This window comes from Dyella kyungheensis, from assembly GCF_049913195.1.
GTDB lineage: Bacteria > Pseudomonadota > Gammaproteobacteria > Xanthomonadales > Rhodanobacteraceae > Dyella > Dyella kyungheensis.
Genome location: NZ_CP183983.1, coordinates 2,849,894 through 2,873,467, shown reverse-complemented (window position 1 = coordinate 2,873,467; position 23,574 = coordinate 2,849,894). Strand labels below are relative to the sequence as shown.

The following is a 23,574-nucleotide window of genomic DNA, read 5'->3' as shown; positions in this document are numbered from 1 at the left end:
GTCCCGCCGTTGCGGGACGCTCCCACGGACACAGCGCATGACTACGCCGTCCTTCATTGCCCGCTGCTGTTGCCCCTTGATGCGTTGGGTCGTGCGCTGGCAGAACTGGCTGGTGGGGGCGGCGCTGCTGGCGGCGCTGCTGGTCGGCTTTCGGCTATGGCCGCATCGGCCCTTGAGCGCATGGCTGCCATCGTCGACCGCGGTCTATGACGCACGCGGTCGCCTGCTGCGCCTCACCCTCGCCAGCGATCAGCGTTATCGCCTGTGGGTGCCGCTCAAGGACGTCTCGCCCGCGCTGGTGGATGGCGTGCTGCTGCACGAGGACCGCTGGTATCGCTGGCATCCCGGTTTCAATCCCTATGGCTTGCTGCGCGGTGCGTGGGTCACCTATGTGAGCCATGGCAACCGGCAGGGTGGTTCCACCATCACCATGCAGCTGGCGCGTCTGCTCTGGCGCCTCAATACGCGCGCTCCTTCGGGCAAGCTGCTGCAAGTGGCGCGTGCGGTGCAACTGGAACTGTTCTATTCGAAGGAGCAGATTCTCGAGGCCTATCTCAACTACGCGCCGTATGGACGCAATGTCGAAGGCGTGGGCGCCGCGAGCCTGGCCTATTTCGACAAACCGGCTGATGCGCTGAGCCTGCCCGAAGCGCTGACGCTGGCGGTGATTCCGCAGGATCCCAGTCGCCGGCTGCAGGCTGGTGCCGATGCGCCGGACCTCATCAGCCATCGGCTCAGCACGTCCCGCAATCGTCTGTATGCCCGGTGGAAAAGGTTGCATCCAAGCGATGCGGCGCTGCAGCCGCTGTTTGCGTTGCCGTTGCGGCTGCGTCCGCTCTCCAAGCTACCGTTCGAATCGCCGCATGCGGTCGATCAGGTGCTCGCAGCGCGCAAGCTCATGGCCGCCGACAGCGACAGCCGCGTCACCACCACGCTCGATCTCGATCTGCAGCATGTACTGGAACGGCAAGTGGATCGCTATGTCGAACGCAACAGCGGTCGCGGCATCCGCAATGTGTCGGCCGTGCTGGTGGACACGCGCGACATGGGCGTGAAGGCACTCATCGGTTCGGCGGACTACGCCAGTGCGGAGATCCAGGGGCAGGTGAACGGCACGCTCGCCAAGCGCTCGCCGGGCTCGACCTTGAAGCCTTTCATTTACGCGCTGGGTTTCGACCAGGGCGTGCTGCATCCGCAGACCGTGCTGCGAGATGTGCCGACCGCATTCGGCCCGTATGCGCCGGAAAACTTCGACGGTCATTTCCTGGGCCCCGTCACGGCGACCGAAGCGCTCGTACGCAGCCGCAATATTCCGGCCGTGTGGGTAGCCTCCCAGCTTCAGCAGCCGTCGTTCTACCAGTTCCTGCACGATGCAGGCATCAGTCGCCTGGCCAGCGAAAAGCACTACGGACTTGCGCTGGTGCTCGGCGGCGGTGAAGTGACCATGCAGGAGCTGGCGGGGCTCTACGCCATGCTCGCCAATCGCGGGGAGCTGCGTCCGCTGCGTCTGCTGACCAGCGATCCGCCCAGCAACGGCACGCGCCTGCTGAGCGAAGAAGCCAGCTTCATGGTGATGGACATGTTGCGCCAGAACCCGCGCCCCGACGAAACCACCGGCGCGCAGCCCGATCGCTTGCCCGTGTACTGGAAAACCGGCACCTCGTGGGGCTTTCGCGATGCGTGGACGGCGGGCAGTTTCGGGCCGTACGTACTCGTCGTCTGGATCGGCAACTTCGATGGCAGCAGCAACCCGGCCTTCGTGGGCGTGGATGCAGCGGCGCCATTGTTCTTCCAGATGGAGGACGCCTTGCGCGCCGCCCAGCCGCAGCTCACCGAGCCCATGCGGCACATGCCGGCGCATTTGCGCCGCGTGGAGATCTGTCTGGCCAGCGGCGACCTGCCGAACCAGTGGTGCCCGCAGCGCGGCATGACCTGGTTCATTCCCGGCAAGTCGCCGATCCGCGTGAGTCAGGTGCATCGCCCCGTGGTCATCGATGACGACACCGGCAAGCCGGCCTGTCCGCCGTATGCCGGCAAGCGCACGCACGTGGAGGTCTACGAATTCTGGCCTTCCGAATTGCAGCGCGTGTTCGTGCAGGCGGGCATTCCGCGCCGTACGCCGCCGCGCAACGACAGCTGCGTGCTCAGCGGCGTGGACGGCGAACCGCCGTCGATCACCTCGCCGCTGCGCGGCAGCATCTACGCGATGCGGCTGAAGTCGAGCGGGCAGGATCGCGTCGCCTTCAGCGCCAACGCCGATGCATCGGTGCGCGAGATGTACTGGTTCGTCAACGATGCCTATGTGGGACGCAGCGCCCCCGGCGAGTCGATGTTCTGGCTACCTGCCAGCGCCGGCAACTACGAGGTGCGCGTGGTCGATGATCGCGGCCGCAGCGATGTCCGGCCCCTGGGCGTGAACGTGGTCGACTGAACGCCCCTGCCAGGCGTCATGCTCGGATGAAGCACGGGGGCTGCGCTATGCTGGATAGCCTGATCCGAGACAAGCACACGCCCATCGCATGACTTCGTCACCGGCCGCTTCCTATTACCGCGCCACGGCCACCCCGTATGCGCCGTACGCTCCCTTGCAGGGCAAGACCGATGCGCGCGTCGCCATCATCGGTGGAGGCTTTGCCGGCCTGCACACGGCGCTTGGTCTGGCCGAGCGCGGCGTACGCGATGTGATTCTGCTTGAGCGGGAGAAGGTGGGTTTCGGTGCCTCGGGGCGCAACGGCGGTTTCGTTTTCGGCGGCTACTCGCTGGGCGAGCAATCGCTGCTCGATCAGCGCGGACAGGATGCTGCCCTTGCCTTGTTCCGCCTCACCACCGAAGCGGTGGCGCGCATCCGTCACCGTGCTTCGCATTACCGCATTCCCTGCGACGTGGTGGACGAAGGCGTGATCTGGGCCAACTGGTTCCGCGATCCCGCCGTGCTGCGCCAGCGACAGGAATTGCTGTCGCGTCACTACGGCGTCTCATGGGAGTGGTTGCCGCAGCATGAGCTGCGTGGTCGCGTGCACACCACGCGTTACTACGATGGCCTGTACGAACGCGACGCCCTGCATCTGCATCCGCTGAATTTCGCCATCGGCCTCGCTGAAGCCGCGGCCGCGCAAGGCGTGCGTGTGCATGAAGACACCGATGTCTGGCAGCTGCGTCGCGACGGTTTGCGCTGGCGCATCGAAACGGCGCAGGGTTCGGTGCACGCCGATCAGGTGGTGTTGGCGTGCGGCGGTTATCTGGCCGGGCTGCGCCGGCAGGTCGATCGCGCCATCCTGCCCATTGCCACCTACGTGATGGTGACCGAACCGCTGGGCGACCGGCTCAAGGATTGCCTGGAAACGCGTTCGGCCGTCTACGATTCGCGCTTCGCCTTCGACTACTACCGCCCGTTGGCCGATAGCCGCTTGTTGTGGGGTGGTCGCATCTCGGTGCGAGATCGTTCGCCGGGCGCCGTGCAAAAGCTGTTGATGCGCGATCTGCTGCGCGTATTCCCGCAATTGAAGGGCGTGCGGGTGGACTACGCATGGTCGGGCCTGATGAGCTACGCGCGCCACCAGATGCCGCAGATCGGCAGCAGCGGCGATGGCCTGTGGTGGGCGCAGGCGTTTGGCGGTCACGGCCTGGCACCCACGTGCGCGGCAGGCGATCTGCTGGCGTCCGCGCTGGCCGAGGGCGACGACCGCTGGAAGCAGTTCGCGCCCTACGGACTGGAGCGCACCTATCGACCGGTCGGTTATCTGGGCGCGCAGGCCAGCTATTGGTGGCAGCAGGGCAAAGACTGGTTCAAGACGAGGTTGGAAGGATGAACGCAACACAAGCAAACACGGTGGATGAAATCAGCTGGGCCGATTTCGAGAAGGTGCTGATCGTGACGGGCACCATCACGCGCGTCGAAGCGTTTCCCGAAGCGCGCAAGCCGGCCTGGAAAGTGTGGGCGGATTTCGGCCCTTACGGCGAGAAGAAAACCAGCGCGCAGGTGGTGAATCTCTATCGCGCCGAAGATCTGCTCGGTCGCCAGATCGTCGGCGTGATCAATTTTCCAGAAAAGCAGATCGGTCCGTTCCGCTCGCAGTTCCTGCTCACCGGTTTCCATACCGATGACGGCGTGGTGCTCACTGCCGTCGAACGTCCGGTGCCGAACGGCACGCGCCTGGCCTGATCAACCGGCCTGCAACGCCGGTTGCAACTGCGGGCGGCGGCCGATCATCAAGGCCAGTCCCGCGGCGATCAGGCCGGTGACGCCGGCCACCACGAACGGCTGCAGGTAGTCGCCGCTCTGGGTGCGTAGCGCGCCGGCAAAGAAGGCCGCGCTGGCCGCGCCGATCTGATGGCCCGCCGCCACCCAGCCGAATACCACCGGTGCGTCGCGATCGCCGAATGCTTCGGTGGCGAGACGCAACGTGGGCGGCACCGTGGCGATCCAGTCCAGGCCGTAGAACATGCCGAACAACGACAGGCTGGCAAACGAGAAATCGGAGTAGGGCAGCCAGATCAGCGAGAGCCCGCGCAAGCCGTAGTAGACGAACAACAGCTTGCGGGGATCGTAGCGATCGGTCAGCCAGCCCGACAGCGTGGTGCCGATCAGGTCGAACGCGCCCATCATGGCCAGCAGGCCCGCTGCGCGCACTTCCGGAATGCCGTGGTCGCCGCACATCGCGATGAAGTGCGTGCCGATCAGGCCGTTGGTGGTGAAGCCGCAGATGAAGAAGGTCGCGAACAGGAACCAGAACGTGCGCTGCTTGGCCGCCGTGGCCAGGCTGCCCAGCGCGATGGCGAGCAGGTTGCGGCGCGGCGCCGTATCGACCTCATCTTCCGTCGCGCCGTAGGGGCGCAGGCCGATATCGGCGGGCCGTTCGGGCAGCAACCACCAGGCGAGCGGAATCAACAAGGCGCAGCCCCCGGCCACCGTCCACACCACCGGCCGCCAGCCGCCGTGCTCGGCGATGGCGGCCAGCGCCGGCAGGAAGGCCAGCGTGCCGGTGGCGGTGCTTGCCGTCAGCAGTCCCATCATCAGGCCGCGATGGGTGACGAACCAGCGATTCACCACCGTGGCGCCAAGCACGATGGCCACGCAACCCGAGCCGATGCCGGAGAACAGTCCCCACGTCAGCATCAGGTGCCAGGGCTGCGTCATCCAGGCGCTGGCGGAGATCGACACGGCCATAAGGACCAGGGCACCCACCAGCGTGCGGCGCACGCCCACGGCCTGCATAAGCGCCGCGGCGAAGGGGCCGACCATGCCGTAGAGGAAGATGCCCAAGGCAGCGGAGAGGGAAATGGTGTCCCGGCTCCAGCCAAACGCCTTGCCCAGCGGAAGGATCAGCACGCCTGGCGCGGCGCGGACGCCGGCAGCCGCCAGCAGGGCAAGAAAAATCACGCCGGCCACGACGAAGGCGTACTTCTGGCCGAAAGGACGGATGCGCGGTATAGTCATGTTACCGATCGGTACGTTGGATGCGCGAATCGTACGTACCGATCGGTAACATTGTCAACCCATACCAGCCATGCCGAGCAAACGCCCCCCATCCCCGCCCATTGAACCGATGGCCGAAGAGAAGCCCAAGGCGGCCGAGCGCATTCGTCGCACGGCGCGGGAGCTGTTCTATCGCGAGGGCATCCGCGCCATCGGGGTGGAGGAGATCGTCACGCGTGCCGGTGTCACCAAGCCGAGTCTTTATCGAAGCTACGCGTCGAAGGACGAACTGGCCGCCGAATACCTGCGCGACTACGAAGTGGGCTTCTGGGCGGCGTTCAATGCAGGTGCCGACATCCATCCGGATGATGCTCGCGCGCAATTGATGGCGTACTTCGAAGGATTGTCACAGCGAGCCTCGCAAGCGGGCTATCGAGGCTGCGGCTTGACCAATGCGGTGGTGGAATATCCCGGCGACGATCACCCGGCCCGGAAAGTCGCCGAGGAAAACAAGCGCAAGTTGCGCGCACGGCTGGTCGAGCTGTCGACGGCGATGGGTGCGAAGCATCCCGCCTTGCTCGCCGATGGCCTGCTGTTGCTGCTCGAAGGCACCTATGCCTCCGGTCAGTTGTTCGGCGCGCACGGGCCGGCGGGGTCGCTGGTCAAGATCGCCAACCAGCTGATCGACGCGTCGCTGGCGTAAGCGTCAGCGGCTTTGCCGGCTGTCGAGCCAGATGCCGAGGCCTTGTGCGTTGAGTTCGACGTCCATGCCGAGTATTTCAAGCAGCGCTGCGCGATTGCCGTTCCAGCCATGGGCATGTGCACGCGAAAGATAGAGATTCGTCAGCGCGGCCTTCATCGCTTCATGGCGTTGCCCTGCGTCTGCTGAGTTTTCCTGTGCGGATTGCGCGATGGATACCATCGCATCGATCTGCGCATGCAGATCGTCCGCAAGTGTGGCCACCTGTTCGACGCGGTCGTAATGCGTGAGATACATCGCCGCGGGTTTCAATGCGACCAGCCGCCGAATCGAGGCGTGCAATGCATCGGGATCGAATTGCACCGGCGATGTCGTCGGAAGGATGAAGGCACCGCCAGCCGTATCGAATTCGCGATACGACAGGCCGAACGTATCGCCCGTAAAGCAGACCTTCGCGCGTTCGTCGTAGACGCACAGGTGATGCCGTGCATGACCCGGCGTATCCAGGCAAAGCAAGGGTCGCCCCGCGAGCTGCACGACATGGCCATCCGGTGCCTCGACTACGCGTTCGGCAGCGATGGGCCGCAGGCGTCCATAGGTGGTATCCATCACCTCCTCGCCGTATACGGCCGAGGCACCTGCCCACAATTGACTCGGATCGATCATGTGACGCGCGCCGCGCGGATGCACCACCAGACGCGCATTCGGCAACTGAGCCATCAGCTCGCCGGCACCGCCGGCATGATCCAGGTGAACGTGCGTGAGGATCAGCCAATCGACGTCGCTGGCTGCAAGACCCGTAGCACCGAGCGCTTCGAGCATGCGCGGCACGGCGTAGTTCGTGCCGCAATCGATAAAGGCTGCACGACCGTTCTCCACCAGCAAATAAGCCGCATCGAAGCGGGGACGAACGAAGCCGGTATCGATCGTGTAAATGCCGTGGTCCATTGCCAACCTCGCGCTGCGGAATCAGGCGAGGTTAGCAAGGCCAGCGCGAGGGTTCACTCCCACCTTGGTCGGACGGCGCGATTTATTACGGCGCCGAATCGACCAACACCAGCTCGGCATCGTCGAGCGCTTTGACGGTGAGCTTCGTCTCGTTGCGAATCGCTGCGCCGTCGCGCGCGTCGAGTTTCACGCCATTGACTTCGACGCTGCCCTTGGCGGGCACCAGATACGCATAGCGGCTGGCATCGAGGTCATACACGGCTGTCTCGCCGGCCTTCAGCGTGGCGCCCAGCACGCGCGCATCGGTGCGCAGGGGCAGGGCATCGGTGTCTTCCTTGAAGCCGCTGGCGAGCGTGACGAAACGGCCGGTGCGGTCGCCGATCGGAAACGGCTTGGTACCCCAGGAGGGCGCCTTGCCGTGCTGGTCGGGAATGATCCAGATCTGGAAGATCTGCGTCGCGCCCGATTCCAGGTTGTACTCCGCATGGGTGATGCCCGAGCCCGCGCTCATCACCTGCACGTCGCCCGCCACGGTGCGTCCCTTGTTGCCGAGGTTGTCCTGGTGCGTGATGGCGCCTTCGCGAACGTACGTGATGATTTCCATGTCCGCGTGCGGATGTGGCGGAAAGCCCGTCTGCGGCGCGATGGTGTCGTCGTTCCACACGCGCAGCGCACCCCAGCCCATGCGGGACTGATCGTGGTAACTGGCGAAGGAGAAATGATGCTTGGCGTCGAGCCAGCCGTGGTTGGCTCCGCCCAGGCTATCGAAAGGTCGACGGTCGATCATGCTGCACTCCTGATAGTGGGTAGCGCCCTTGAGCGCCTTCCCACAAGATAAGTCGCAACCGTGTAGTTACCAGTCGCGGCAAACCGAACGGACTGTTGCCTGAAACACACGTATTCGCTGATGAGACTGCCTGACATCGCGTGGGCTGTTCGCGACGGAGGGTTCCAAGGCCCATCGGCAGGGCCGCGAAAAAAGTCTTCCCAGACTCTTCACAAATGGCCTCTTTCTGGCTATGATTTCCTACTCAGATGCGGGAATAGCTCAGTTGGTAGAGCACGACCTTGCCAAGGTCGGGGTCGCGAGTTCGAGTCTCGTTTCCCGCTCCAGTGTTCCGCAAAACCTCGGCATTCCGGGGTTTTGTTTTTTCAAGCGGATGGTGACCCTTTCAGGTTACGATCCGTGCGCAATGGCCTGGTGGCAGAGTGGTCATGCAGCGGCCTGCAAAGCCGTGTACGCCGGTTCGATTCCGACCCAGGCCTCCATTGCGATCCGAATCAAACCCGCCTCACGGCGGGTTTTTCTTTGCATGCGCCGCTGCGAGCGCCCGTCGCACGCATGCTAGGATGCGCATCCTTCCGTATCGGCCCGGATGGCGAAACTGGTAGACGCAAGGGACTTAAAATCCCTCACCCGCAAGGGTATGACGGTTCGATTCCGTCTCCGGGCACCATGACAATCATAGGCTTACGTCTTCTGTGAGTTCGCTTGGCGGTCTGACACTTTTGCAATGATCCGCAATCCTTCGCACTGAGACCACGTGTCCAGCCACCCTGAAGTACACACCTCCCCACGCTCGACTAGACAGCGGACAGTGCCGGCAAGGTGCTGTACCTCAATGTGCTGGGTGGTAATGGCGCGCCGGTCAAGCTGACCAGCCCTGAACGATTCCCGGCACAGTGCTCGTGAGTACGCAATGGTGACCTATACATCAGCACGGCCGTCGGAACGTTAGCGTCGACATCGGCCATGAGTTTCTACCAGAAGGTTGGCGGCCGGGAGCACTTCACTGTGACGGTGAGCATTGCAACCAGTGGCACGATCGCTGGCGCGGTCATTGCCCGCATTGCGGTACCTGCCTGCAGCGCCCTGATCATCTGCAAGACCCTCCACCAAGGCTATGGCTGCCCCGGCGCATCGGTCATTAGCATTTACAACTATGAGGGACCTATCTGGAGGCCAATGCCCAAACCGCCGTCGTCAGCAGCATGTACCGCGTACGTGATCAAGGGGCGCCTGGCTTTCGCACCATCCACGGCGTCTTGTCCACCAGGTATTGACCGCGTAGTCCAGGAAGTGCTGACACCAAGTCATTGACGGTGGCATCTACGGGGGGCCCGGATGTCATGGCGAAGGATCGCCTGATTTCTGCCAGCGGCGTGGCCGCCCCCATCGTCAGAAGGCAGGCTAGCGCAAACGTTGTCGCCTGCCGCGCTTTGTAAAGTGCCTGCCAAGAGAGAATGGCCAGAAGTGTTAACGCTGGGATCGTGGCGTGAAGGTTCAGGTCATTGGCCCCCCCGAACTTCACGAATGGCATCACCGGTAGCAGAACGGTCGCAATCCATAGCATGGCATTTCGACAACGCGTCGCAAGATGCAGGGCGGCAAGAAAACCAGCTACCTCTGCCGCGAGAAACCAAAAGTAATTGGGTAGCGAATAGCATGGTCCTGCCGAAAGGCACGGCTGGCTAAAGACAGTGATGAACTCCATGCCTGCCGTCGATCCGCCCGTGCGCAGATATTGTGCAATGACGATGGTGACGACCAGCATCATGATGGCATTGGCGATGTCCTTGGTGTTGGCCTGCCGAACGAAGCGCGCGAGCGTCCAAAGGTAGAACGGAACGATGCCGATAGCCGAGAATGGCGACCACAGCAGAAGTGACGCCGTGACTAGGGGAAAGACAGCGAGTGAGGCGCGGCTATCCTTCAGGCGGATGCCCAATGCAATAGCAAGCCACGCGCTCAGCGCGTGCTGGGGCGCCCAGAAGATATCCGTGAGCATGGAACTGTACTGTATCCACCCGGACCACCACTCCAGGTGACCTTGGGGGCCCCTGGAAAAATTGGTGAATGACGTCCCCAGTGCATCTGCGCCACTGAATAACATCACGACGGCGGGTAGGGTATAGCGCCACCTGGACGATTCTGTCAGCTGCGCTGTGACGCGAAAGAACAGATATAGCCCCGCGGTGGTCCAAGTCCCAACAATGGGTAACAACGCCGCTCGGCTGGTGAATTTGGTCAGTAGTGCGGGAACGACATACCAGCCAAGGTAATAGCGCATTGAAGCGCCGTCATAGCCTGGCGCCGTGCCCGTTAGAGTGCTGTTGTCGATCAGGAACCGCAGGACTGCGAAATGCTTGACCCAATCGCTATTGGGGAAGAAGCCAGCGCCAAACGATCCGCTGAGTAGGACTACGCCGGCCGCGCACGCGAGGAAGAAGGCGTCCAATCGTCCGAGGCGAAAGGACGCGCGGGTATCCACCAGACGCCAGCAGTGCCACAGCCCGAAGCCGATGAAAGTGGCGAGGGGCAGACGCACGCTGAGCGTGCCGTAGGCAAAGAAGAACAATGCCACAGGCACAGCCAAATAGGCCACAGCGCCAAACTCAAACGGCGAGATAGTCGCATTCGAGATCGATCGATCCCTGACCATTCTTAGCATGAGTATGCGTCTCCCCTAGATCGCCTGGATATCGTATATGGGTATGAGCTTAAGGGGTATCTGCTGGTCCGCTATTCAGGTAGACCGCGTGTATCCTTCGCGATTTAACGATGCAATTTGCGCATCTTCGCGCCTTGATTTGGAATTAGTGTCATATAGCTGTGAATCATCACGGACTTAAAATCCCTCACCCGCAAGGGTATGACGGTTCGATTCCGTCTCCGGGCACCATTCGCTCGACACTCGTCGCCCATGGGGCGCATTCGGGGGATGTCATGAGTGACAGCAGATTTCTTGGACTCTTCGAGCAGCGCGTTGCGGCGGAGCTGCCGGAGGGCTTTGTCGTGGGCCGCTGCGAGAGCGATGGCGGGATCGTGCAGGGCGCGCTCATCCATGGTGTGCTTCGGCGTGTCGGCGAACAGCACTGGTCGGACGATTCTGGCCACGTGATTACGGTGACGGTCGAAGATTTCGATCTCGATGCGATAGGGCTGAGGAACTGGTCAACGGGTGTCGAATAGTCTCGTCAGGCTTCCGGCGGTGTTGTGCGTAAGGTAGTTCTGGCTGCCTAAGTAGGAAGTCTCTGTCGGTATATTCTTATTTTGCTTCAGGTACTTGCATTAGGCCATGGGGCGGCCTATGTTCGGTCCCACACACCCAAGGAGGGCGACTGGTGATCAAAGTTGTTTTGATTGACGATCACGAGCTGGTGCGTACAGGGTTCAGGATGATCCTGCAGCAGCAGCCGGATATTCAGATCAGCGGCGAGGCAGGAACCGCCGAAGAAGGGCTAAGGCTTATCCGCGCCAAGGCGCCAGATATTGCCCTGGTGGATGTCCATATGCCGGGCATGAGCGGTATCGAGCTGACTGAGCGCGTGTCGCGCTCCAAGCTCCCCACGCACATCATCATTGTCACTGTGGTTGACGACGCGCGCTTCCCCAAGCGTTTGCTCGATGCGGGTGCGCTTGGCTATCTGACCAAGGGCTGCACGTCGGAAGAGTTGCTCGATGCGGTGCGTCAGGTCGCCTCGGGTCGGCGTTATCTGGCCCCGGCGGTGGCACAGCAGCTTGCGTTGGCCACGCTGGATGGCGAGGGATCGCCGTTCGACGCCTTGTCCAGCCGTGAGCTCGAAGTAGCCATGATGCTGGTGCGTGGCAAGGCGCTCACGATGATCGGCGAACAGCTCAATCTTAGCCCCAAGACCGTCTCTACCTACAAGCAGCGCTTGATGGAAAAGCTGCAGGTGGATCATGTGATCAGCCTGGCGCATCTGATGACCATCCACGGACTGCTGGACACGCACAACAACCAGGTGGGCAACAATCAAGTCGGCGCCTGATACACCGCTTCGCTGGGCACAAAAAAAGCCGGACGGATGTCCGGCTTTTTTTTGTGTGCGGATGGCGCTTCCTCAACCGTGCGAGGAAGCGTCCTTCTTCACTTCGTCGGTGCCTTCCTCGCCAGCTGCATGCGGCGGGTTCGACTCGACGGCTTGCTGTTGCGACAGGCCGGCATGCGCCAGCAGGTCACCCTGGCTGGGCGAAGCCACCAGCGTTGCTTCCTGCTCAGCCGGAGCTTCCGCCTTCACGGCCACGTCGTTCTCGGCAACAGCGGTCGCGGCAGGCTCCGCAGCGGCGGGCTGTTCGACGACCGGCTCGATCTTCGGCGACACGTCGAGGTGTGCGCGGAAATCGATGGTGGTGCCCACATCGTTGTGCACGGTCTCGGTGGCCACGGGGGCAACTTCCGGCGCATGCGTCGTGCTGGCGGACACATCGGTAGTGGGCGTTTCCGTCACGGCTTCGCTGATGATCGCCGGAGCGATCGCGGCCACGCGTTCCTCGTGCACGACGGGCGCACTGAACGTTTCGATGGCGGCGTGCGTTTCAACCTGCACGTGCCCGATCGCGTTCTCCGCAGCGTCTTCCATCGGCGGAATCGGCGGCAGGGTGGGGAGATTGAACGAGGTCGGCGCCACGGCGCTGAGCACCTGCTCGGGAGCCTGGCTCGGCGTCACCGGTGCGACAGCGGCAGCGTCATCGTTCGGCTTGCTCACGACGACATCGGCGGAGGCTTCAGCCGTTTCGGCGCGAACCGCATGCGTCACGGTCGTCACTGCTGCAGTGACCGCCGCGGCGGTGGCAATCGGAGCAGGCGGGGCTGCGGGCGTCGGTGCGGCCGGCTTGGCTGCTTCCGTCCGGTCTTCGTCGTCCAGATCATCGAAATGCTGATCGTCGGCGAATTCCTGGCTCTGCGCGCCGGCCTGCGTACCGTCTTCATGGCGACGACGGCGACGGCCACCGCGACGACCGCGGCGGCGGCGCGACTGGCCGCCCTCGACTTCCGCCGCGCCTGCCACGGCCGGAGCCGTATCGGTGGCGATGGCTTCGCCGGTGGCCGCTTCGAGCGGGGCAACGACGTTCTTGATCAGCTCCGCTTCGGGCGCAACGACGGCCGCGGGGCGTTCGGCCTGCGGATGGCTTGCTGCGAGCGGCGCGGCTGTCACGGCGGCGGCCTGTGCCTGCGGGTTCTGCTGCTGGCCCTGGCGAGGCTGGCGCGGCTGTTGTTCCTGACGCGGTTGCTGCTGCTTGCGTTCGCCCTGAGCCTGCGGCTGAGCGTCCTTCGGCGGCTGCGGCTGGCGCTCCTGCTTGGGCTGCTGCGGCTGACGCTGCTGCTGCTGGCGATTGCCCTTGGCCTGCTGCTGGCCCTTCTGGCCCTGCTGCGGCTGCTCGCGGCGCTGCTGCTGGCGGTTGCCCTGCTGCTGGCCGCCCTGGGACGGACGACCGCGCTCGTCGCGGCGGTTGGTGTTGCGGTTGGACGTGGACGGCTCGGCTTTCGCCGGAGTGGGAGCTGCCGGAGCCGCGCTGGAGCGGAACCAGCCCAGCAGGCGGGAGATGACGCCGCCCGCCGGTGCCGGGGCGGCAGCGGGCTGGCGAGCCGCCGGTGCCTGCGGTGCCGGTTCGGCGGCGGTTTCTTCGCGCACGGGCGCCGGCGACGACGGCACGATGCCGCTGACCGCGGGCTGCTCGCTGCTGCCCAGGGCCTGGCCCATCTTGGGCACGGCGGAGGCTTCGACCGCGGTGAGGCGCTCATAGCTGGGCTTGCTGTGCTCGCCCATGTCCGCTTCGCGGATGCGCTGGATTTCGATGTGCGGCGTCTCGAGCTTGTCGTCGGCCACGATCACCACGTGCACCTTGTTGCGCAGCTCGATCTCGACCACGCTGGCGCGCTTCTCGTTGAGCATGAAGTTGGCCACGGTCGGCGGGGCCTGCACCAGCACTTGGCCGGTGTTGTCCTTCATCGCGTGTTCTTCGATCAGGCGCAGCGTGGACAGCGCGAGCGACTCGACGCCGCGGATATGGCCATGGCCTTCGCAGCGCGGGCACACGATCTGGGTGGCTTCGCCGAGCGACGGACGCAGGCGCTGGCGCGACATCTCCAGCAGGCCGAAGCGCGAGATGCGGCCGATCTGCACACGGGCGCGGTCCAGCTTCAGGGCGTCCTTGAGACGCTCTTCCACTTCGCGCTGGTGCTTGGGGCTGTCCATGTCGATGAAGTCGATCACGATCAGGCCGCCGGCATCGCGGATGCGCAGCTGGCGGGCGATTTCCACCGCCGCTTCCAGGTTGGTGTTGAAGGCGGTTTCTTCGATGTCGCTGCCCTTGGTGGCCTTCGACGAGTTGATGTCGATGGCGGTGAGGGCTTCAGTCTGGTCGACCACGATCGAGCCGCCGGAGGGCAGCCGGACCTGGCGGTCGAACACGCTCTGGATCTGCGTTTCGATCTGGTAGCGCGAGAACAGCGGGGTGTCGTCGCGGTACATCTTGAGCTTGCGCAGGGCGTTGGGCATCACCTGCTGCATGAACTCGCGCGCGTCGTTGTACAGCGATTCCTCGTCGATGAGGATCTCGCCGATGTCGCTGCGCAGGTAGTCGCGCAGGGCGCGGATGAACAGCTTGGATTCCTGGTAGATCAGGAATGGGGCCTTCTGCGCCTGGGCGGCGCCGGAAATGGCCTTCCACAGCTGCAGCAGGTAGTCCAGGTCCCACTGCAGTTCTTCGGCGTCGCGGCCCAGGCCGGCGGTGCGCACGATCAGGCCGACGTCGTCAGGGACGTTGAGATGCTCCAGCGCTTCCTTCAGCGCCTGGCGGTCTTCGCCCTCGATGCGACGCGAGACGCCACCCGCTTTGGGGTTGTTCGGCATCAGCACCATGTAGCGGCCGGCCAGGCTGATGAAGGTGGTCAGCGCGGCACCCTTGTTGCCACGCTCTTCCTTCTCCACCTGCACGACGACTTCATGACCTTCCTTGATGAGGTCGCGAATGTTCGCCTTGTTGGGGTCCAGGCCCGGCGTGAAGTACTCGCGGGCGACTTCCTTCAGCGGCAGGAAGCCGTGGCGTTCGGCGCCGTAGTCGACGAAGCAGGCTTCCAGGGACGGCTCCACGCGGGTGATGCGGCCCTTGTAGATGTTGGCCTTTTTCTGCTCGCGGGAGGGGATTTCGATATCGAGATCGTAAAGGTTCTGACCATCGACGATGGCCACACGCAACTCTTCACGCTGAGTTGCGTTGATCAACATACGTTTCATTGTAATTTTTCCTCGGCTTGCCGCGCGTCGCGTGCCTCGGTGGCGCCAGTCACTTCGGCGGCCTGCCGGGGATCGCGCCGCTGCGGTTAAGCGGCAAATGACGGCATCGTTCTCGGTGCCGGGATGATTCTTAGGCTCGCGCCCGCCGCCCCGGATTCCCTTGGAAACCGGACAACGACAACCCAAACCGTTACGATGTAAGGGAGCAGCAACCGGCTGCCAGAGAGGCGACCGGCGCTATCCTCGCCGACGTCACGGGGTGGGAGTCCCGCCCCCATCCGAACTTCGGCGGGGCAAGACCAAACGCCGCCCGAGTATCCTATTTCGGCAGGTTTTATTCAATGCAGACGGTAACTTCCCCCGACGCACCTCACGGTGTGCGTCAAGTCGAGATCGGCCCCGAGCGGGACGGTCAGCGCATCGACAATGCGCTCATGACGCTGCTCAAGGGGGTTCCAAAGAGCATGATTTATCGGATTCTTCGTACCGGACAGGTCCGCGTGAACGGCAAGCGGGCCAAGCCCGATACGCGTCTCGCGGCCGGCGATATGCTGCGCATTCCGCCGGTCCGGGTGGCCGAAAAGGTCGAGACGAAGGGTCCGTCGGCGGGCATGGTCTCAGCCATCACTGATTCGATCATCTTCGAAGACAAGCACTTCCTGGCCATCGACAAGGCCACCGGCATCGCCAGCCATGGCGGCAGCGGGGTGAGCCATGGGGCCATCGAATTGCTGCGTGCGGCGCGCCCGAACGAGCATATCGAGCTGGTGCACCGGCTCGATCGCGATACCAGCGGCGTGCTGGTGTTCGCCAAGACCCGGGCCGGTTTGACCGGGCTGCAGGCAGCCATCCGCGATGGTTCGGTGGTCAAGCAGTACCTCTGCCTGATGGTCGGCCACCCGAACAAGGCCAAGTTCAGCGTGAATGCGCCGCTGCTCAAATCCGTACTGCAGGGCGGCGAGCGGATGGTGCGGGTGTCCGATAACGGCAAGCCTTCGCTGACCTTTTTCCAGGAGATGGAGCAGTACCCGGGCGGCCGCCTGATGCAGGCGACGCTGGGTACGGGCCGTACGCATCAGATTCGTGTGCATGCCGCGCATATCGGTCATCCGCTGGCGGGCGATCCGAAGTACGGCGACAAGGAGATCAACAAGGGCATGAAGGAGCTGGGCCTCAACCGCCTGTTCCTGCACGCTTCGCACATGAGTTTTGAGCTGGACGGTCGTTCCTACAGCTTTTCGGCGCCGATGCCCGACGATCTGAAGGATTTTCTCGACGTTCTGGCGGTGAAGGGCAATAAGATCCGCCGTCTACTGGAAAAAGCGCGCGCTCACCTCGAGCGAACGCAACAGATGGCCGGTAAGCCCACTTTCCACCAGTAACGCGCTGGCGGCATGGGCTAGGGCAATCGGCACCAGCCGAGGCGAGTGCATGAAACGCCAGGCCCACCACAGCTCGGCCGCCACGCACAGCTGCATCAGGGCGCCATTGGGCGTGTGCAGCAGGCCGAACAGGCCCGCCGTCACCAGCAGGATGGCGGGCCGGGGCAGCCCGGTCCGCTCCAGGCGTCCCATTACCAGGGCGAGCATGGCACACTGTTGCAGCAGGGCCCAGCCGAGATAGCCCAGGATATGGCGGACATCCAGGTGAAGCAGCTGATGGCCATCGGCCCAGGTCAACGCGGCGGCCACGGGTAGCGGCACCAGGGGGTAGATCCATTCCGACCAGCTTCGCCCCCACCAACCCCATTCGACCGGCCGTCGGCGCCATTCGCTCTGGCCCCCGTAGACCAGCGCCGCCAGAAAGGCGGCAATGCCGGGGAACGAAGGTTCCGGTCCCCAGCGCAATCCGGCAATCAGCCACAGCGGGCCGAACGCGATCGCTGCGACTTCCGTCCATGGCCGCACCACGCCCGGACGTTGCCGGATCGCCAGCCAGATCAGCCAGGCCAGATAGAGCGCGCATACCCCGGCATCGAGCCAGGTCGGCATATGGCTGCTGGCGTGGGCGGGCAGCGCTTGCCCGGACGGGAGGATGATCGCGGCCGGCCAGTAGTGGCGCACCCGGTCCCGCCACAGCAGCATGGATTCCGACGATGCGTCCTCCGGCAGGCGAACCACGGGCGTCCGGTAGCGTTCCAGTTGCTGGGGTTGGGGCGTCCAGCTACTCGACGATTCGGAGCCGAGCAGGCGAATGTCGGCGATCTGCCGATCGATGGTGGGCGGCAGGAGACTGGGATCGAGCGATGCCAACGCTGCCGAATGCACGGCCAGCGTCGCACCCGTCGGTATCGCCAGCCGCAGCCGCAACATATAGGCCACCACCTCCGGCGCCTCGCAGGGCGCGCCGTCGACGGTGCGCCAGGTCAGATTCCGCACATCGATGGAGAGCTGTGCCGTGGTGGTCGACACGACGGCCGCATGCTCGGCGGAACAGGCCGCCGCCGATTCGAGGGGCTGATAACTCAGGCCGAGCGCACCCTCGCGGCTGCTCCGCAGGTCGAGGCGAAGCAGCGGCCAGTGCATGAGGTCGACCGGACCCGCCAAGGGCAGGCCGATTTCAAACGGCGTGCCGTCGCGGCTGGTGATGAGCAGGCCATTCGGCTTCACCTTCATATCGGCCGCGCCGAAGACGCGGCTGGCGACCAGATCGGAGGGGCGGCGCAGCGGCCATTGCCACAGCGGGCCGTCGCCGCGCAGCGTCGCGACATTCTGGCTGGCCTGATGGATCAGCTGGCCGCGCGTGATCCAGCCGGACAGCGCGGCCATGCACCACAACAACACCGCCACCGCCGCGAGGAAACCCGCTACGGGCAGCAGGCGAAAGGTGGCGCGTGGTGCGCTCAACGCTCGAGCAGGACGTCGACGCGCGCGGCGCAGATGATGTCGTTCATCGACAGGCCGCCCACATCGTGGGTGGACCACAACAGCTGGCAATGGCCGTAGCCGGCTTCCAGATCGGGGTGGTGGTCCTCTTGATTGGCCATGAAGCCAACCGCATTGATGAAGCCGAGCGTGTGGTGAAAGTCGGGGAACTTGAAATCCTTGACGATGGCCTTGCCGTCGTCGGTGACTTTCCAGCCCGGCAGTACGGCGAGCAGTTCCTTGAGCTTGGCGGCGTCCAGCGCGTGTTCCTTGCCCTTGCGCGGCGTGCAGTGCTGGCTGGCGAGTTGGCTGAGGTTCATGGCGAATCGTCCGTGCTGAGAGAAAGGTGCGAAGCGTCGAAGCTACGCCAGCAAAAGTCAAAGCCGGGCAGGCGGCGCAAAATAGGACTAAAATGGTGCTGTATTCCCGGCCACGCCGGTGTTTCAGCTGGAGTAGACATGATCGACATTTCAGAACGCGCGCAACGGCACTTCCTGCGCCTGCTTTCCCAGCAGGGCATCGAGGGCCTGAGCATTCGCCTGCGCGTGACCTCGCCGGGTACGCCGGCGGCCAATTGCGAACTGGAGTTTGCCGAGCCCGATGAGTTGACCGGGCAGGAGTGGACCATCGTCTGCGATGGTTTCGACTTCAACGTGGAAGGTGACAGTGCACCCTGGCTGGAAGGTGCAAGCATCGATTTCGAACCGAACGCGACCGGCGGCCAGCTCAATATCCGTGCGCCGCGCATCAAGGGCGAGATTCCGGGCGAACAAGCCGGCCTGATCGAACGCGTACGCTACGTGCTCGAAGCCGAAGTGAATCCGATGATCGCCTCGCATGGCGGCCGCGTGACCCTGCTGGAAGTGAACGCGAACGGCGTGGTGATCCTGCAGTTCGGCGGCGGTTGCCATGGCTGCGGCATGGTCGATGTGACGCTCAAGCAGGGTATAGAAAAGACCCTGCGCGAACGCGTGCCGGAAATCACCGAGGTGCGCGATGCCACCGATCACAGTGGCGGCAGCAATCCGTACTACAGCAAGAAGGAAGGGCAGTCGGCGCTCGGTTGATCACTGGCCGTCTGGACGTCCAAAAGAAAAGGCCCGCATGATGCGGGCCTTTCTGTTTTCAGGCGATGCGGCTTACTTGTCGCCCTGGATATGACCCTTCAGCGTATCGAGCTTGCTCGGCAGGCTGGAGAAGTAGGCGGCGACGTCCTGGATGTCCTGGTCGGACAGCTGCGCCACGAAGCCCTTCATGATGGCGTTGTCGCGCTGGCCGGTCTTGTACTCGTTGAGGGCCTGCTGCATGTACATGTTGTACTGGCCTGCCAGGCGCGGGTACTGCGGATCGATCGAGTTGCCGTCGGCGCCGTGGCAGGCGAAGCACGCGGCGGCCTTCTGCTTGCCGTTCTCGATGTTGCCGGCGGCCAGCAGCTGGGTGGAAGCGAACGCCAGGATGGCGCCGAAGGAAAGCAGGGTGAGTGCACGATGCATGCGTTCGGGTCCTTGGCTTACTTGGCGAGGCTGGACAGGTAGGCGGCAATGTCCTGAATGTCCTGGTCGGACAGACTCTGCGCCTGGGCCATCATGGTCGGATGCTTGCGATCGCCGGCTTTGTATTCGTGCAGCGCAGTGACGATGTATTGCTCGTTCTGGCCGGCGATGCGCGGCACCGGATAGTTCGGGTACGCATTGGCGTAACCGGGTACACCATGGCAGCCATTGCACGTATAGATCAGCTTGCGTCCGGCAGCCTTGTCACCCTCGGCATGCACGCTGGCGGTGGCGAAAAAAGCTGCGGCCACGGTCAGGCCAAGCAGTTGCAGTCGAGTCATCAGCATCGTCCCCACGATTCCGGCTGGTACATGGTGAAAGTCCCGGAAGTATAGTCGTAGCGTTCACGAACGGACAACATGTCGCAAGCCACTGATTCGCATCAGTGCGAGGCATCACAGTAAAGGGGCGGGCGCTTCGGCGAGCCTGCGCTGCGCAACGACTCACGCAAGGGACAAACCATGAAAGAAGTGCTTGGGAAAGCGGGAAATCGCCGCGGACTGCGGATGGCCGCCGCTGTTGCGATGGCCTTGGGCATGGCATGGAACAGCGCGCAGGCGCAGGCCGCACCCCCTGCGGCAGATTACCGCATCGTCGGCTACGTGGCCGACACCCAACCGCTGCCGCCGGTGAGCGCGCGGAAGCTCGACGTCATCAACTATGCGTTTGCGCGGGTCGATGCCCAAGGCAAGGTGCAGTTTCCAAGTCCCGTCGCCGGACAGACGCTGGCGACCCTCACGGGGCTGCGCAAGATCAATCCCGACCTCAAGGTCGTCGTCTCCATCGGCGGCTGGGGGGCGGACTATTTCTCCGACGTGGCGTTGACTGCCGAAACGCGCCAGCGTATGGCCGACGACGTGGCCGCGTTCATCGAAAAGTACGATGTGGATGGTGTGGATATCGATTGGGAATATCCCACGCTGGCCGGTCCCGGCATCAGCCACCGCCCCGAGGACAAACGCAATTTCAGCCTCTTGCTGGAGACGTTTCGCGCCCGCCTGGACAAGCTGGGCGCGGCCCATCACGGCCGCCACTACCTGGTGACCATCGCCGCGGCTGACGGCGAATTCGTGGCGGGCATCGAGCTTGAGCGTGCGTCGCGCTCGCTCGACTGGATCAACCTGATGACGTACGACTTCCACAACAGCCTCACCCCGACCACGGGGCATCACGCGGGTCTGCATCTGTCCGATGTCGCGCCTGCCGATGATCGTGCGGGCGACAAGGCGGTGGCGCAGTTCCTTGCGGCGGGGGTGCCGGCGAAGAAGCTCAATCTCGGCGCGGCGTTCTATGGGCGCGAGTTCAGCGGAGTGGATCCTGCGCACGACGGCTTGCAGCAGAAGTATGCGAAGTACGCAGGCAGTCCGTCATGGCGGGAGCTGGTGGCGAGCTACATCGACAAGAACGGCTATGTACGGCATTGGGATGCGAAGGCGCAGGCGCCGTATCTGTGGAATGCGAAGACGCGCACATTCGTGACCTATGAAGATCCGCAGTCGCTGCGGGCGAAAGCGGCGTTCGTCAAGGCGAAGGGATTGGGTGGGGTGATGTATTGGGAGCAGAGCCTGGACCCCAACGAGGAACTGTTGGGCGTGCTCGATGAGGCACTGGGTCATCATTGAGCGTTTTTAGTGTGGGAGCGCACCCTGTGCGCGACAAACCAACGGAGCGATACATTGCAGCGTTGCAGTCGCGCACAGGGTGCGCTCCCACAGTTAGACCGAGCAGGATTGTTTTGCCGCGGTGCTCAGAGCAAGCTCTTCACGATATGAATGCCGGCGGTGTATTCGCCGATGATCGTGCCCAGGCAGACCAGGAAGAAGTTGAGCAGGGTGCGGGCGACGCGGTTGCGCCACCAGCCGCGCCAGTGGCCGATGTCGTCGCGCAGGGTTTCGAAATCGGCCACGCGCGGGCGGCGCACCCAGGCTTCGACCATCGCGCTGATGCCGCCGGAGGGAATGCCGGGACGGAACGGTTTGATCGGTCCGGCAACGAATGCGGCGAGCACGCTCAACGGATGCGCGCCCGCGATGATGGCGCCGATGGCGGAGAAGCCGCCCGTGTAGAGCACCCAGTCGCGCAACGCAGCCGCGCCCAGGGATGGGTTGCGGTGGAAGGCGAAGCCGATGGCGACGAACACCGCCAGCACCAGGCCCAGGGCCAGCCATTTCGGCCATGCGGCCTTCGGTGGCGCCGCGGAGAGCGATGCGGTTTCGACAGCGGGATCGCCTTGCTGCGTGCGTAGTTGTTCGCACAGGCCCTTGAGGTGGCCGGCGCCGATCACCACCAGCACGCGGCGGCCTTCGCCGAAACCGGCTTGCGCGGCCTGTTCGCGCAGACGCGCGGCCATGTAGGCATCGCGTTCGGCAATCAGCGCGCGATAGAGCGGCGCCGAATTGGTGGCGAACTCGCTGAAGGCGCTCTCGAGCATGTCGCCCTGCTTGAGTTTTTCGATCTCGACTTCCTGGATGTTCTCGCGTTCGAACACGCTGGCGATCAAGCCACCCATCAAGCCGAAGCGCTGCCAGAAGCCCACGCTATGCCAGGCACGGCGCAGCGTGGTGCCCACCTCGCGATCCACCAGCCAAACCGGCACGCCGCGCTGTTCGGCGCCATCCATGCCGGCCTTCATTTCCGCGCCGGGCTGGATGCCGTACTGCTCGGCAAGGCGCTTCTGGAACGAGGACAGCACCAGGCTGGCGGCGACCATGCCGGCCTTGCCCTGGCGGATCACCTGGAACAAGTCCATCTGCTTGAACGCTTCAGGGTCGCGCATGCCCTGGGCGCGGCTGTCGCACAGTTCCACCGCCACCGCGTCGAAGGTCTCGTGCGCAAGCAGCGCCTCCACCGCTTCGACGCTGGTACGCGATACGTGCGCCGTGCCGAGCACCACGTATTCCACGCCGTCGCGCATCACGCGCTCGATCGGTTGGTCGTGCAACACGGGCGGCAGGGAATCGGTGATGTCGGTCTGGCTCATGCGCGGTGTCGGTGTGGTGCAGGCAAAGACTGCATGGAGTGGCAGCGGCGCGAAGCTACTCGCGCCACATGGGTGTCAGTCGCGGAAACGCTTCAGCAGGTCGCTGTACGCGTCGATGCGGCGGTCGCGCAGGAACGGCCAGATGCGGCGCACGTGCTCGCTGCGCGCCATGTCGACGTCGGCGATCAACAGTGCACGACCGTCCGTGCCGGCCTGCGCCAGGAATTCGCCCTGCGGACCGGCCACGAAGCTGGTGCCCCAGAACTGGATGCCGTTGGTGACGCCGGCCTTGTCGGCTTCGAAACCGGTGCGATTGCACGACAGCAGCGGCAACCCGTTCGCCACGGCGTGACCGCGCTGCACGGTGACCCAGGCTTCGCGTTGGCGATCCTTCTCGGCCTGGTCGTCCTGCGGGTCCCAGCCGATGGCGGTGGGATAGAGCAGCAGGTCGGCGCCGGCCAGCGCCATCAGGCGGGCGGCTTCCGGATACCACTGGTCCCAGCACACCAGCACGCCCAGGCGGCCCACGGCGGTGTCGATCGGTTCGAAGCCGATGTCGCCCGGCGTGAAGTAGAACTTCTCATAGAACGCCGGATCGTCCGGGATGTGCATCTTGCGGTACTTGCCCGCGATGGCCGCCGAACGGTCGAACACCACGGCGGTGTTGTGATACAGCCCGGTGGCGCGCTTCTCGAACAACGAGGCGACCACCACAAGCTTCAACTCCTCGGCCAGCTTGCCGATGCGTGCGGTGCTGGGTCCGGGGATGGTTTCGGCCAGGTCGAATTCGTCCACCGACTCGCGCTGGCAGAAATAGGGGCCGTTGTGCAGTTCCTGCAGCAGCACCAGTTCCACGCCCTGGGCCGCCGCCTCGCGCAGACCCGCCTCAATGGCGTCGAGATTGGCATCGCGGCTGCCGCGGTCGGTTTCCTGCAGCAGGGCGACTTTGAGGGTCTTGCGGGTCATCGGTGGGCTTCCAGAAAAAGGCTGCCGGGGAGCAGATCGCAGAGTCTAACGGATACGCCCGCCCGGCCCCGTGGCGGGGCGGGCGGCAATTCATCTATATGGTG

20 protein-coding genes and 3 tRNA genes are annotated in these 23,574 nt (G+C 64.0%); 12 read left to right on the top strand and 11 right to left on the bottom strand.

The annotated features are described in order from the left end of the window. The first annotated feature begins 37 nt into the window (after positions 1–37). From pbpC to ACN9MB_RS12755, 3 genes are all read left to right on the top strand, one after another. Entirely contained in the window at positions 38–2,431 is a 2,394-nt protein-coding gene (gene pbpC / locus ACN9MB_RS12765) for a penicillin-binding protein 1C (protein WP_426269112.1), read from the top strand. 88 nt (positions 2,432–2,519) lie between these two features. Beyond that, entirely contained in the window at positions 2,520–3,809 is a 1,290-nt protein-coding gene (locus ACN9MB_RS12760; protein WP_426269111.1) for an NAD(P)/FAD-dependent oxidoreductase, read from the top strand. Next, positions 3,806–4,162, top strand: coding sequence for a tRNA-binding protein (locus ACN9MB_RS12755; RefSeq protein WP_426269110.1), 357 nt, complete (start codon positions 3,806–3,808; stop codon positions 4,160–4,162). The genes ACN9MB_RS12760 and ACN9MB_RS12755 overlap by 4 nt, the downstream gene beginning before the upstream one ends. Here the strand turns inward: ACN9MB_RS12755 and ACN9MB_RS12750 are convergent, their stop codons facing one another. Further along, entirely contained in the window at positions 4,163–5,437 is a 1,275-nt protein-coding gene (locus tag ACN9MB_RS12750; RefSeq protein WP_426269108.1) for an MFS transporter, read from the bottom strand. A gap of 109 nt (positions 5,438–5,546) precedes the next feature. Between ACN9MB_RS12750 and ACN9MB_RS12745 the strand changes: the two genes are divergently transcribed. Beyond that, on the top strand, positions 5,547–6,119 hold the full coding sequence (locus ACN9MB_RS12745; protein WP_239535735.1) for a TetR/AcrR family transcriptional regulator: 573 nt from the start codon (positions 5,547–5,549) through the stop codon (positions 6,117–6,119). Between the two features lie 3 nt (positions 6,120–6,122). On the opposite strand, the gene ACN9MB_RS12740 is transcribed toward ACN9MB_RS12745, so the two are convergent. Both ACN9MB_RS12740 and ACN9MB_RS12735 read right to left on the bottom strand, forming a co-directional pair. Continuing rightward, a complete protein-coding gene (locus ACN9MB_RS12740) occupies positions 6,123–7,064 on the bottom strand; it encodes an MBL fold metallo-hydrolase (RefSeq protein ID WP_426269107.1) in 942 nt (313 codons plus the stop codon). 85 nt (positions 7,065–7,149) lie between these two features. Further along, the gene (locus ACN9MB_RS12735) at positions 7,150–7,851 is read right to left on the bottom strand and encodes a pirin family protein (RefSeq protein WP_204636286.1); all 702 of its coding nucleotides are present in this window, start codon (positions 7,849–7,851) and stop codon (positions 7,150–7,152) included. Positions 7,852–8,101: 250 nt separating this feature from the next. Here ACN9MB_RS12735 and ACN9MB_RS12730 point away from each other — a divergent pair. The 3 genes from ACN9MB_RS12730 to ACN9MB_RS12720 all read left to right on the top strand — a co-directional run bounded on the left by ACN9MB_RS12730 (position 8,102) and on the right by ACN9MB_RS12720 (position 8,521). Next, positions 8,102–8,177 (top strand) — tRNA-Gly (locus tag ACN9MB_RS12730). A gap of 82 nt (positions 8,178–8,259) precedes the next feature. Beyond that, positions 8,260–8,333: transfer RNA gene (locus ACN9MB_RS12725), tRNA-Cys, on the top strand. A gap of 101 nt (positions 8,334–8,434) precedes the next feature. Beyond that, positions 8,435–8,521: transfer RNA gene (locus ACN9MB_RS12720), tRNA-Leu, on the top strand. A gap of 552 nt (positions 8,522–9,073) precedes the next feature. Here the strand turns inward: ACN9MB_RS12720 and ACN9MB_RS12715 are convergent. Next, the gene (locus tag ACN9MB_RS12715) at positions 9,074–10,516 is read right to left on the bottom strand and encodes a hypothetical protein (RefSeq protein WP_426269106.1); all 1,443 of its coding nucleotides are present in this window, start codon (positions 10,514–10,516) and stop codon (positions 9,074–9,076) included. Between the two features lie 275 nt (positions 10,517–10,791). On the opposite strand from ACN9MB_RS12715, the gene ACN9MB_RS12710 reads away from it, so the two are divergent. Beyond that, positions 10,792–11,037, top strand: a complete 246-nt coding sequence (locus ACN9MB_RS12710) for a hypothetical protein (RefSeq protein WP_426269105.1) — start codon at positions 10,792–10,794, stop codon at positions 11,035–11,037. A gap of 152 nt (positions 11,038–11,189) precedes the next feature. Next, positions 11,190–11,858 carry a response regulator gene (locus tag ACN9MB_RS12705; RefSeq protein ID WP_204636288.1) on the top strand — a complete coding sequence of 223 codons (669 nt, stop codon included), beginning with the start codon at positions 11,190–11,192 and terminating at the stop codon, positions 11,856–11,858. A gap of 72 nt (positions 11,859–11,930) precedes the next feature. Here the strand turns inward: ACN9MB_RS12705 and ACN9MB_RS12700 are convergent, their stop codons facing one another. Then, entirely contained in the window at positions 11,931–15,107 is a 3,177-nt protein-coding gene (locus tag ACN9MB_RS12700) for an Rne/Rng family ribonuclease (RefSeq protein ID WP_426269104.1), read from the bottom strand. 434 nt (positions 15,108–15,541) lie between these two features. Between ACN9MB_RS12700 and ACN9MB_RS12695 the strand changes: the two genes are divergently transcribed. Continuing rightward, positions 15,542–16,489 carry an RluA family pseudouridine synthase gene (locus ACN9MB_RS12695; RefSeq protein WP_239535802.1) on the top strand — a complete coding sequence of 316 codons (948 nt, stop codon included), beginning with the start codon at positions 15,542–15,544 and terminating at the stop codon, positions 16,487–16,489. Here the strand turns inward: ACN9MB_RS12695 and ACN9MB_RS12690 are convergent. Together ACN9MB_RS12690 and ACN9MB_RS12685 are read right to left on the bottom strand one after the other, a co-directional pair. Then, the gene (locus ACN9MB_RS12690) at positions 16,418–17,953 is read right to left on the bottom strand and encodes a CPBP family glutamic-type intramembrane protease (RefSeq protein ID WP_426269103.1); all 1,536 of its coding nucleotides are present in this window, start codon (positions 17,951–17,953) and stop codon (positions 16,418–16,420) included. The two genes, ACN9MB_RS12695 and ACN9MB_RS12690, sit on opposite strands and share 72 nt — an antisense overlap. Next, positions 17,950–18,291: a 4a-hydroxytetrahydrobiopterin dehydratase gene (locus tag ACN9MB_RS12685; protein ID WP_046971166.1), complete on the bottom strand. Its 342-nt coding sequence runs from the start codon at positions 18,289–18,291 to the stop codon at positions 17,950–17,952. The genes ACN9MB_RS12690 and ACN9MB_RS12685 overlap by 4 nt, the downstream gene beginning before the upstream one ends. A 138-nt stretch (positions 18,292–18,429) precedes the next feature. Here ACN9MB_RS12685 and ACN9MB_RS12680 point away from each other — a divergent pair, with 138 nt between their 5' ends. After that, entirely contained in the window at positions 18,430–19,038 is a 609-nt protein-coding gene (locus tag ACN9MB_RS12680) for an NfuA family Fe-S biogenesis protein (RefSeq protein ID WP_426269102.1), read from the top strand. Between the two features lie 72 nt (positions 19,039–19,110). Here ACN9MB_RS12680 and ACN9MB_RS12675 read toward each other — a convergent pair whose 3' ends face one another. Both ACN9MB_RS12675 and ACN9MB_RS12670 read right to left on the bottom strand, forming a co-directional pair. Further along, positions 19,111–19,464 carry a c-type cytochrome gene (locus ACN9MB_RS12675; RefSeq protein ID WP_426269101.1) on the bottom strand — a complete coding sequence of 118 codons (354 nt, stop codon included), beginning with the start codon at positions 19,462–19,464 and terminating at the stop codon, positions 19,111–19,113. Between the two features lie 17 nt (positions 19,465–19,481). Continuing rightward, positions 19,482–19,805: a c-type cytochrome gene (locus ACN9MB_RS12670; protein WP_204636295.1), complete on the bottom strand. Its 324-nt coding sequence runs from the start codon at positions 19,803–19,805 to the stop codon at positions 19,482–19,484. A gap of 225 nt (positions 19,806–20,030) precedes the next feature. Here ACN9MB_RS12670 and ACN9MB_RS12665 point away from each other — a divergent pair, with 225 nt between their 5' ends. Beyond that, on the top strand, positions 20,031–21,146 hold the full coding sequence (locus tag ACN9MB_RS12665) for a glycoside hydrolase family 18 protein (protein ID WP_426269100.1): 1,116 nt from the start codon (positions 20,031–20,033) through the stop codon (positions 21,144–21,146). A gap of 125 nt (positions 21,147–21,271) precedes the next feature. On the opposite strand, the gene ACN9MB_RS12660 is transcribed toward ACN9MB_RS12665, so the two are convergent. Both ACN9MB_RS12660 and ACN9MB_RS12655 read right to left on the bottom strand, forming a co-directional pair. Then, positions 21,272–22,504, bottom strand: a complete 1,233-nt coding sequence (locus ACN9MB_RS12660) for a TraB/GumN family protein (RefSeq protein WP_426269099.1) — start codon at positions 22,502–22,504, stop codon at positions 21,272–21,274. 75 nt (positions 22,505–22,579) lie between these two features. Beyond that, the gene (locus ACN9MB_RS12655) at positions 22,580–23,470 is read right to left on the bottom strand and encodes a carbon-nitrogen hydrolase (RefSeq protein ID WP_426269098.1); all 891 of its coding nucleotides are present in this window, start codon (positions 23,468–23,470) and stop codon (positions 22,580–22,582) included. Positions 23,471–23,574 lie beyond the last annotated feature (104 nt).

Excerpts from the sequence above, each read along its gene's own strand:
- ACN9MB_RS12740 (WP_426269107.1), bottom strand. The coding sequence starts at position 7,064 with ATGGACCACGGCATTTACACGATCGATACCGGCTTCGTTCGTCCCCGC.
- ACN9MB_RS12680 (WP_426269102.1), top strand. The coding sequence starts at position 18,430 with ATGATCGACATTTCAGAACGCGCGCAACGGCACTTCCTGCGCCTGCTT.
- ACN9MB_RS12755 (WP_426269110.1), top strand. The coding sequence starts at position 3,806 with ATGAACGCAACACAAGCAAACACGGTGGATGAAATCAGCTGGGCCGAT.
- ACN9MB_RS12710 (WP_426269105.1), top strand. The coding sequence starts at position 10,792 with ATGAGTGACAGCAGATTTCTTGGACTCTTCGAGCAGCGCGTTGCGGCG.
- pbpC (WP_426269112.1), top strand. The coding sequence starts at position 38 with ATGACTACGCCGTCCTTCATTGCCCGCTGCTGTTGCCCCTTGATGCGT.
- ACN9MB_RS12670 (WP_204636295.1), bottom strand. The coding sequence starts at position 19,805 with ATGACTCGACTGCAACTGCTTGGCCTGACCGTGGCCGCAGCTTTTTTC.
- ACN9MB_RS12660 (WP_426269099.1), bottom strand. The coding sequence starts at position 22,504 with ATGAGCCAGACCGACATCACCGATTCCCTGCCGCCCGTGTTGCACGAC.
- ACN9MB_RS12655 (WP_426269098.1), bottom strand. The coding sequence starts at position 23,470 with ATGACCCGCAAGACCCTCAAAGTCGCCCTGCTGCAGGAAACCGACCGC.
- ACN9MB_RS12675 (WP_426269101.1), bottom strand. The coding sequence starts at position 19,464 with ATGCATCGTGCACTCACCCTGCTTTCCTTCGGCGCCATCCTGGCGTTC.
- ACN9MB_RS12665 (WP_426269100.1), top strand. The coding sequence starts at position 20,031 with ATGGCCGCCGCTGTTGCGATGGCCTTGGGCATGGCATGGAACAGCGCG.
- ACN9MB_RS12695 (WP_239535802.1), top strand. The coding sequence starts at position 15,542 with ATGACGCTGCTCAAGGGGGTTCCAAAGAGCATGATTTATCGGATTCTT.
- ACN9MB_RS12685 (WP_046971166.1), bottom strand. The coding sequence starts at position 18,291 with ATGAACCTCAGCCAACTCGCCAGCCAGCACTGCACGCCGCGCAAGGGC.
- ACN9MB_RS12750 (WP_426269108.1), bottom strand. The coding sequence starts at position 5,437 with ATGACTATACCGCGCATCCGTCCTTTCGGCCAGAAGTACGCCTTCGTC.
- ACN9MB_RS12700 (WP_426269104.1), bottom strand. The coding sequence starts at position 15,107 with ATGAAACGTATGTTGATCAACGCAACTCAGCGTGAAGAGTTGCGTGTG.
- ACN9MB_RS12760 (WP_426269111.1), top strand. The coding sequence starts at position 2,520 with ATGACTTCGTCACCGGCCGCTTCCTATTACCGCGCCACGGCCACCCCG.
- ACN9MB_RS12745 (WP_239535735.1), top strand. The coding sequence starts at position 5,547 with ATGGCCGAAGAGAAGCCCAAGGCGGCCGAGCGCATTCGTCGCACGGCG.
- ACN9MB_RS12735 (WP_204636286.1), bottom strand. The coding sequence starts at position 7,851 with ATGATCGACCGTCGACCTTTCGATAGCCTGGGCGGAGCCAACCACGGC.
- ACN9MB_RS12715 (WP_426269106.1), bottom strand. The coding sequence starts at position 10,516 with ATGCTAAGAATGGTCAGGGATCGATCGATCTCGAATGCGACTATCTCG.